The organism is Thiobacillus sp. (assembly GCF_030696885.1).
Taxonomy (GTDB): domain Bacteria; phylum Pseudomonadota; class Gammaproteobacteria; order Burkholderiales; family Thiobacillaceae; genus Thiobacillus.
This window is the reverse complement of sequence record NZ_JAUYRI010000024.1, coordinates 272,497-280,307: the sequence shown is the minus strand read 5'-3', so window position 1 is coordinate 280,307 and position 7,811 is coordinate 272,497. Positions and strand designations below refer to the sequence as shown.

At 63.7% G+C, this 7,811-nt stretch carries 9 protein-coding genes; 5 read left to right on the top strand and 4 right to left on the bottom strand.

Going from position 1 to position 7,811, the window contains the following annotated elements; all coding sequences use genetic code 11:
- Nucleotides 1–787 precede the first annotated feature (787 nt).
- Nucleotides 788–2,752: an ABC-F family ATP-binding cassette domain-containing protein gene (locus Q8R61_RS12550; protein ID WP_305537733.1), complete on the bottom strand. Its 1,965-nt coding sequence runs from the start codon at nucleotides 2,750–2,752 to the stop codon at nucleotides 788–790.
- 275 nt (nucleotides 2,753–3,027) lie between these two features.
- On the opposite strand from Q8R61_RS12550, the gene Q8R61_RS12545 reads away from it, so the two are divergent.
- Entirely contained in the window at nucleotides 3,028–3,180 is a 153-nt protein-coding gene (locus Q8R61_RS12545; protein WP_305537731.1) for a hypothetical protein, read from the top strand.
- A 23-nt stretch (nucleotides 3,181–3,203) separates the two neighbouring features.
- Nucleotides 3,204–3,338: a hypothetical protein gene (locus Q8R61_RS12540; RefSeq protein WP_305537729.1), complete on the top strand. Its 135-nt coding sequence runs from the start codon at nucleotides 3,204–3,206 to the stop codon at nucleotides 3,336–3,338.
- Nucleotides 3,339–3,394: 56 nt separating this feature from the next.
- Here Q8R61_RS12540 and Q8R61_RS12535 read toward each other — a convergent pair whose 3' ends face one another.
- A complete protein-coding gene (locus tag Q8R61_RS12535; RefSeq protein WP_305537727.1) occupies nucleotides 3,395–4,681 on the bottom strand; it encodes an ATP-binding protein in 1,287 nt (428 codons plus the stop codon).
- A 129-nt stretch (nucleotides 4,682–4,810) separates the two neighbouring features.
- Nucleotides 4,811–5,527 carry a response regulator gene (locus tag Q8R61_RS12530; RefSeq protein ID WP_305537725.1) on the bottom strand — a complete coding sequence of 239 codons (717 nt, stop codon included), beginning with the start codon at nucleotides 5,525–5,527 and terminating at the stop codon, nucleotides 4,811–4,813.
- 153 nt (nucleotides 5,528–5,680) lie between these two features.
- Between Q8R61_RS12530 and Q8R61_RS12525 the strand changes: the two genes are divergently transcribed.
- From Q8R61_RS12525 to Q8R61_RS12515, 3 genes are read left to right on the top strand one after another with little or no spacing between them, the layout of a single operon-like run.
- Nucleotides 5,681–5,971: a hypothetical protein gene (locus Q8R61_RS12525; protein WP_305537723.1), complete on the top strand. Its 291-nt coding sequence runs from the start codon at nucleotides 5,681–5,683 to the stop codon at nucleotides 5,969–5,971.
- A gap of 33 nt (nucleotides 5,972–6,004) precedes the next feature.
- Nucleotides 6,005–6,583: a glycine zipper 2TM domain-containing protein gene (locus Q8R61_RS12520; RefSeq protein ID WP_305537721.1), complete on the top strand. Its 579-nt coding sequence runs from the start codon at nucleotides 6,005–6,007 to the stop codon at nucleotides 6,581–6,583.
- 43 nt (nucleotides 6,584–6,626) lie between these two features.
- Entirely contained in the window at nucleotides 6,627–7,001 is a 375-nt protein-coding gene (locus Q8R61_RS12515; RefSeq protein WP_305537719.1) for a hypothetical protein, read from the top strand.
- A gap of 60 nt (nucleotides 7,002–7,061) precedes the next feature.
- Here the strand turns inward: Q8R61_RS12515 and Q8R61_RS12510 are convergent, their stop codons facing one another.
- Nucleotides 7,062–7,808: a ferredoxin--NADP reductase gene (locus Q8R61_RS12510; RefSeq protein WP_305537717.1), complete on the bottom strand. Its 747-nt coding sequence runs from the start codon at nucleotides 7,806–7,808 to the stop codon at nucleotides 7,062–7,064.
- Between the last annotated feature and the right edge of the window lie 3 nt (nucleotides 7,809–7,811).

Genomic DNA, 7,811 nt, shown 5'->3' with positions numbered 1-7,811 from the left:
GGCTTTTCGGGAAAGGCGCATTTTAGCGTGGTTGAGAAGGGTTTCGTTGTCGACGGTAGCAGCTCTGGTAATGGGCGATTGACCGTTGGCCGGGGGTAGCCCGGCAGCTAGTCACTTTCTTTTGTCTCGCCAAAAGAAAGTGACCAAAGAAAAGGCGACCCCGACATACCCGAATTCCCGAAGATCAAGCGCGTCGGGGGGGCGGCAAAGAACTCGCCCCGCTTTTGTAATGTTAATTAATTTTGTGAGCGGGGCTCAAACACCTTTGCCGCTGATCCACCCGCCACACTTGATCTTCGGCGGGTCTGTAAGGGGAAGAACGTCAAAACCAGGCCGGTGATGACGGGGCGGTTTGTGTACTTAAGTGAGGACGCCAAAGGGGATCCGCACTGCGAAGCTGCCGATCTGGTTCGTAACGACTGCTCCTCGTCAAACTGGTTTTGACTTTCAGCCCCTCTCAGTCCCGCCGGAAATTGAGCCTGCCGGGCGGATCAGCGGCAAAGGTGCTGAGCCCCGCTCACCTTCGAAATACATATAAAGCGGGGCGAGTTCTTTGCCGCCCGTCCGGCAGGTTTGATTTCCGGGGTTTCGGGGATGAGCGGGGTCGCCTTTTCTTGGGTTACTTTCTTTTGGCGAGACAAAAGAAAGTGACTTGCCGCCGGGCAACCCCCGGCCAACGGCCCGTTGTTATTCGAAGGCTCAACCATCCAAGGTGCTTCGCGCCAACTCGCAGATTGGATTGCTTCGCGTTGCTCGCAATGACAGCGTATGGAGAGTGCAGCGTCTTCTAAGCGCTCGCCGCTTCCAGCGCCTCAATCTCCCCCGACAACTCCAACCACTCCCCCTCTTCAATCGCTAATTCGTCAATGACGTGCTGAAGCTGCTTGCCAGTTTCGGTAATCTCCTCAACGGAAAGCGTTCCACCCAAACGTGCTTCGAACGCCGCCTTTTCCGCCTGTAGCGCAGCCATGCTTTTATCGAGCTTTTCCAATTTTTGTTTCAGCGATTTGATCTTGCTCGAGGACACCGGCTTGTTCGCCGCCACCGGCGCAGATTCCGCCTGGACCACCGGCGCGTTAGCCACCTTACCGGCTTCCTTGAGGCTCTCGCGCACGCGCTTGCCCTCCTCCAGCAAGTAGCGCTGGTAATCATCCAGGTCGCCGTCGAACGGTTCCACGCCACCGCGCGTGACCAGCCAGAACTCGTCGCACACGGAGCGCAGCAGGGCGCGGTCGTGGCTGACCAGCATCAGGGTGCCCTCGAACTCATTGAGCGCCATCGCCAGCGCTTCGCGCGTAGCAAGATCAAGGTGGTTGGTCGGTTCGTCCAGCAGCAAGAGATTCGGCCGCTGCCACACGATCATGCACAGCACCAGCCGTGCCTTTTCACCGCCGCTCATGGTGCCAACGGCCTGCTTGACCATGTCGCCGCTGAAGTTGAAGGTGCCGAGGAAGTTACGCAGGTCCTGTTCACGGCTGCTGAACTGGCCGGCGCCGCCGTTCGCAATCGTGTCGCGGGCAAGCCGGATCATGTGCTCTAGCGGGGTATCCAGCGGGCGCAGCACGTCGAGTTCCTGCTGCGCGTAGTAGCCGATGTTGAGGCCCTTGCCTTCGGTGACGGCGCCTTCGACCACCGCCAGTTCGCGCGCCACGGTTTTCACCAGCGTCGATTTGCCCTGGCCGTTGGCGCCGAGGATGCCGATGCGCTGCCCGGCGAAGACCGACTTGCTGACGTGCTGCACGATCACGGTCGGCGGCGTGCCCGCCGGCGCATCCGCCGGCGGCGGGTAGCCGAAGCTGGCGTCGTCGATGGTCAGCATCGGGTTGGGCAGGTTGAGTGGCTCCTTGAATTCGAAGGTGAAATCCGCGCTCGCCAGCATCGGCGCAAGGCGCTCCATGCGGTCGAGCGCCTTGACCCGGCTTTGCGCCTGCTTGGCCTTGCTGGCCTTGGCCTTGAAGCGGTTGATGAATTCCTGCAGGTGGGCGATCTTGTCCTGCTGCTTGGCAAACGCCGCCTGCTGCAGCGCCATCTGCTCGGCGCGCATGTCCTCGAAGGTGCTGTAGTTGCCGCCGTAGCGGGTGAGCTGGCCGTTTTCGATATGAATGGTGACGCTGGTCACCGCGTCGAGAAATTCGCGGTCGTGGCTGATCACCAGCATGGTGCCGGGGTATTTCTTCAGCCAGGCTTCCAGCCACACCAGTGCGTCGAGGTCGAGGTGGTTGGTCGGTTCGTCGAGCAGCAGCAGGTCGGATGGGCACATCAGCGCGCGTGCCAATTGGAGCCGCATGCGCCAGCCGCCGGAAAAGCTGTTGACCGGCTGGTTCAGCTCGCGCACCTGGAAACCGAGACCGAGGATCAGCGCCTGCGCGCGCGACTGCGCATCGTGGGCGCCGGCGTCGTGTAGCGCCATGTAGGCATGGGCCATGCGCTCGCCGTCGTCGCTGTCCTCGGCAGCAGTCACTTCCCGCTGCGCTTCGGCCAAGGTGGTATCGCCCGCGATGACGAAGTCGGTCGCGGATTCGCTGGTTTCCGGCATGTCCTGCGCCACCTGCGCCATGCGCCACTGCGACGGCATGGAAAAATCGCCCTTGTCTTCGTGCAAGGTGCCGTTGATGAGCGCGAACAGGCTGGACTTGCCGGCGCCGTTGCGGCCGACCAGACCGACCTTTTCGCCGGGGTTGATCGAGACTGAAGCGTTGTCGAGCAGAACCTTGGCGCTGCGCCGAAGGCTGAGATTCTTGAGGATGATCATGCAGAAGATGCGGCGCGCAGGACAGGCGCCGGCCAAATCGTAAAGCCGGATTCTACCCTGTTGCCTTTTTCGCGCTTGTTTGAGCGCCGGATGTTTGCCGCTTCGACACGGTTTGACGGGTTTCCGTCAATTCGCGCCCTCTCCCCTGCCGGGGTATTCCACCCTGCCACAACAACACATTGTTTTTTATTGAATTTTTTTCATGCGCCGTAGATGCACTGGGTGGCACAGGCGTTGCAAGTAGTCAGGCAAGCACCCCCACCAAGGAGAACATCATGAAACTGCAACTCGGCCAAAACCAACTGGTTCTCGAACTCAGCACCTCGCCCTTTGCCTGGTTTCACGGCGAAACCGAGCGCATGAGCCTCACCAGCCTGTCGCTGCTGTTCGTGCAGTTCTCCCTGTTCGCCCGCCAGCCGGCTGTCTGATGCAAATCGGTAAAGGAACCAGCGTGAGCTTGAGTCTGTCGCGTTCGCTGCTGGGCTTCTTTAGCGGGAGCACCGGCCGCATGTCGATGTTCAGCCTGACGCTGCTGTTCATCGAATTCCGGGTGATGCGCCGCCTGACTACCACGCACTGCGCGTGAGTTGACCGTCTCCCACGCGGCTGCCTCGCGCACCGCGTCGATCCCCACCCGCCCGATCAGGGCACCCCACGCCGAATCTCCAGCACCGCCTCGATCCCGCCTGTCGGGCGGTTTGCAAGCCTGACCTTCCAGCCATACGTTTCCGCCAGCTGACGCACGATCGCCAGCCCCAGTCCGGTCCCGCCCGTGGCCTGAGAGCGCGACGCTTCCAGCCGGTAAAACGGCCTGAACACTTTTTCCAATTGGTCCTCCGGGATGCCCGAGCCGGTGTCGCGCACACTCACCCGCGCCAGGTTGTCGGCACATTCCAGGGCCAGTTCGACCGGGCCCTCGCCGCCGTAACGCTGCGCATTCTCGATCAGGTTGGACACGATTTGCCGCACCGCCAGCCGGCTGGCCTCGACCTCGCACGGCGCCGCGCCCGACCACGCGAGGCCGGCATCGGCAGCGACTTCATCCAGCAAGGTGGCCAGGTCGAAACGCGAGGCCGGCGCGGCCCGGGTGGTGCGTGCCAGTTCCAGATAGCCTGAAATCAGCGTGTTCATCTCAGCCAGGTCGCCCAGCGAGCGGTCGATGCGTGCCGGATTGGGTTCGTCGCGCAGCATTTCCAGATTCAGTTGCAGGCGCGTCATCGGCGTACGCAGGTCGTGCGAAATGCCGGCCAACAGCGTGGTGCGGTTGTCGAGCAGGTTGCGGACCTCGGTGGCCATGGTGTTGAAGCGGCGCGCCAGTTCGGCCAGCTCAGCCGGCCCAGTTTCCGGCAGGGGTTCGGGCAGTTCGCCCGCGCCCACCTGGCGGGCCGCCCGGGCCGCGCGCGCCAGCGGCACGGTCAGGCGGCGCACCAGAAACAGCGCGGTCAGCAGGCTGAGAAAAGTGCCCACCGCGATCACCGCAATGGCGGCCAGCGGCGGCTTGACCGCGTAGCGGCCCGGAAAGAAACCGACCCGCAGATCGTGCCCGCCCACTGGAATGTCCAGCCAGGCCGCGGCCTTGTCCGGCACGCCGCGCAGCACGACCGACTCGCCCACACGGCGGCTGAGCGCCGCTTCGATCTGGGTGCGGAAAGCAAACTGCGGGGCATCCGCCGTCGCCCCGACATTGACGGTCGTCAGGCGCAGGCCATGACGGCGCGCCAGTTCCTGCTCAAATGCCGCGCGCGTCTCCGGCGGCAGTTCCACCCAAGTTTGCGCCGACAGCACGATCAGGCCGGCCAGGTCGTCGGCCGAGCGCTCCGCCACCGGCACGATCAGGGTGCGATACACCACCCAGAACGCCGCCGCCTGGAACACGATGAAGGCCAGCGCCAGCGTGAGCGCGGTGCGGGCGAAGAGGGAACGGGGCATGGGGGCTAGGGGCTAGGGGCTAGGGGCTAGGGGCTAGGGGCTAGGGGCTAGGGGCTAGGGGCTCATTTAATTTCGCGACCTCCGGCCGCTCATCCCCTAGATCCGAATTCCTGAATCCTACCCCCTGAATCATGATCCCTTGCCCTGCGGCACAAACAGATAACCCTGGCCGCGCTGGGTGCGGATGTAGGCGGGATTGGCCGGGTCGTCCTCGATTTTTTTGCGCAGGCGGTTCACCCGCACGTCGATGCTGCGGTCGAACGGGTCGCGCTCGAAGCCGCGCAGCTGGTCCATCAGCCAGTCGCGCGACAGCGCGCGGTTGGCGTGGGTGACAAAGATCTCCAGCAGTTCGTATTCGCCGCTGGTGAGCGGGATTTCGGCGCCGTCGCGGGTCAGCGTGCGGGCGTCCAGGTTGACGCTGAACGGGCCGAAACGCACCGCCCGCGCCGCATCGCCTGCTGCCGGCGCGGCGGGCGCGCCGTTGCGGCGCATCACCGCGCGGATGCGCGCCAGCAGCTCGCGCGGGTTGAACGGCTTGGGCAGGTAATCGTCGGCCCCGACTTCGAGGCCGATGATGCGATCGATATCCTCGCCCTTGGCCGACAGCATGATGATGGGCGGAAATCCCGGCTGCCCGCGCAGGCGCCGCGCCACCGACAGGCCGTCCTCGCCCGGCATCATCCAGTCGAGCACCAGCAGATCGGGCAACCGGTTGGCCAGCAGGCGGTCGAGCGCGATTGCGTCTTCCGCCGTCTCGACCGCATAGCCCTGGCTGGCCAGGTATTCGGCGACCAGCTCGCGGATGCCGGGATCGTCGTCAGTGACGTAGATGGTGTCTTTTTCCATGCGGCAACTATAGCAGCGGCTGGATGGCCGCTTGCCCCCTCCCGTTACACACTGTTACAAAATCACCCTTGCGTGAAACAGTGCGCTTACTTTCCTCAACCAGACTGCGAAGCGTGGAAGCAAGACAAGGCGACCACGGAAATGGAGACGACGATGAATGCACGACAACTTGGACTGTTCGGACTGGCTGCACTGGGACTGGCGCTGACTGCGCCGGTTCACGCCGCGCCCGACTTCATGGAAAGCGCCTTCATCGTGGCCCAGCGCGATCGCGGCGAGCGGGATGACGCGCGCCGCCAGGACCGCCGCGAGACGCGCCAGGACGATCGCCGCGACAGCCGTCGCGACGCCGGGCGCGAAGAATCAAGGGGCTACGGCTACGGCTACGAACGTCGCCAGCAGCAACGACATGAGGATGAGGACCGCCAGCGCGGTCGTCGCTGAACCGGATTCACCTGAAGCAGCAAGGAGCGCAACATGAAATCACGCACGCTAAACACCACCCTGATCGCCGCCCTGCTGGGCGCGAGCGGGGCTGCATACGCCGCTCCCGGACAGGGCGACGGTTTCACCGCTCGCGCCAAGGTGCTGGCAAGCACCCCGGTATACGAAACGATCAACGACCCGCGCCGCGAATGCTGGGTTGAAACGGTTGGGTATGAAACCCGGGACACCCGCAGCGGCGGCAACACGGGCGGCACGATAATCGGTGCCATCGCCGGGGGCCTGCTCGGTTCCACCGTCGGCAAGGGCGACGGCCGCGTGGCTGCAGCCGCCGTCGGTGCCGCCACTGGCGCCGTGGTGGGCAACCGCTGGAACAATGGCAACAGCCGCTACGAATCGCAGCCGCAGCAGGTAGAGCGGTGTCGTACCCACGACAATTTCCGCCAGGTGGTGAGCGGCTACGACGTGCGCTACCGCTTCCAGGATCGCGAGTACACCACCTACCTGCCGTATGACCCGGGCCCGTGGCTGACCCTGAATGTGAGCTTCACCGTGGCGGAGGATCCGCGCGGCCCGCGCTGGAATAGCGGCCACAACAACTGGAAGCGCTGAGGCATCCGAGCGCACGCCATCTGCAACCTAAAGGAGACACACCATGTTACGTACACTGCTGATTGCAACCACCCTGCTAACCGCTTCCGGGAGCGCCCTTGCCTATGACCGCGGCTATGACCGCGGCTATGGCCGCGTCGTGACGGTCGAACCCCAGTTCACCATTTCGTTCGGCACCCGCCATCACGATGGATTCCGCGTGCTGTATGAAAGCGGCGGTTCCCATTACTGGACACATACACCCTATCGCCCCAGCCATGTCATTGTGCTGCCGCCCCAGCATCACCGGGTGCAGCACGTCTACCACCACTACGACAATCGCGGGGGCTGGGACAAGCATCGCAAGCACTGGCGTGATGACCGGCGTGATGACCGGCGTGGTCATCGCGATGACCGGCGCGACCACCGCCGCCATTGAAAAACGGGCCCAGGATCACCTGGGCCCCATTGATTCGCGACACGAGTGGTGGGGGCCGGTTTATTCGTGGTTCATGACAAAGGCGACTTCGGTGGTGAAGTTACCGAGGCCACGGTGGTTCGTCAGGCTCCAGCCGACGTCCTTGAGGTGGTGCGTCAATTCACGCGTCATCGCCGGATTGCCGCAAATCATCACCCGGTCCAGTTCCGGGTCCGGTGACGGCAGCCCAAGGCGCTGCGACAGGGCGCCGGAGCGAAACAGGTCGGCCCCGCGTTCGGGCGTGGGAAAGGCCTCGCGCGTCACCGTGGGTACATAATGCAGCTGCGGCTGATCGAATGCCTCGATCTCGTCACGGTAGGCCAGCTCGGCCACCGTGCGCACCGAGTGCACCAGCACTACCTGCTCAAAACGCGCATAGAGGGCGGGATCGCGGATCAGGCTGATGAACGGCGCCAGGCCGGTTCCGGTCGACAACATATATACGACACGGCCCGGCAGCACATGGTTGAGCGTGAGCGTACCGGTCGTTTTGCTGTTGACCCACACGCTGTCGCCGGGGCGGATCCGGGCCAGCTCGCTGGTCAGCGGTCCCTCCGGCACATGGATGCTGAGGAATTCGAGGTGATCGCGATCGGCGGTTGAAACAATGGAATACGCGCGCGCCAGCAGCTTGCCCTCGCGCTTCAGGCCGATGGTGACGAACTCGCCGTTCTCGAACGAAAAATCCTGCGGACGGCTGAGCGTAAAGCTGAAGGTCTTGTCCGACCACGGCCGGACTGACTGCACGGTTTGTTCACTGTAAGGCATGGT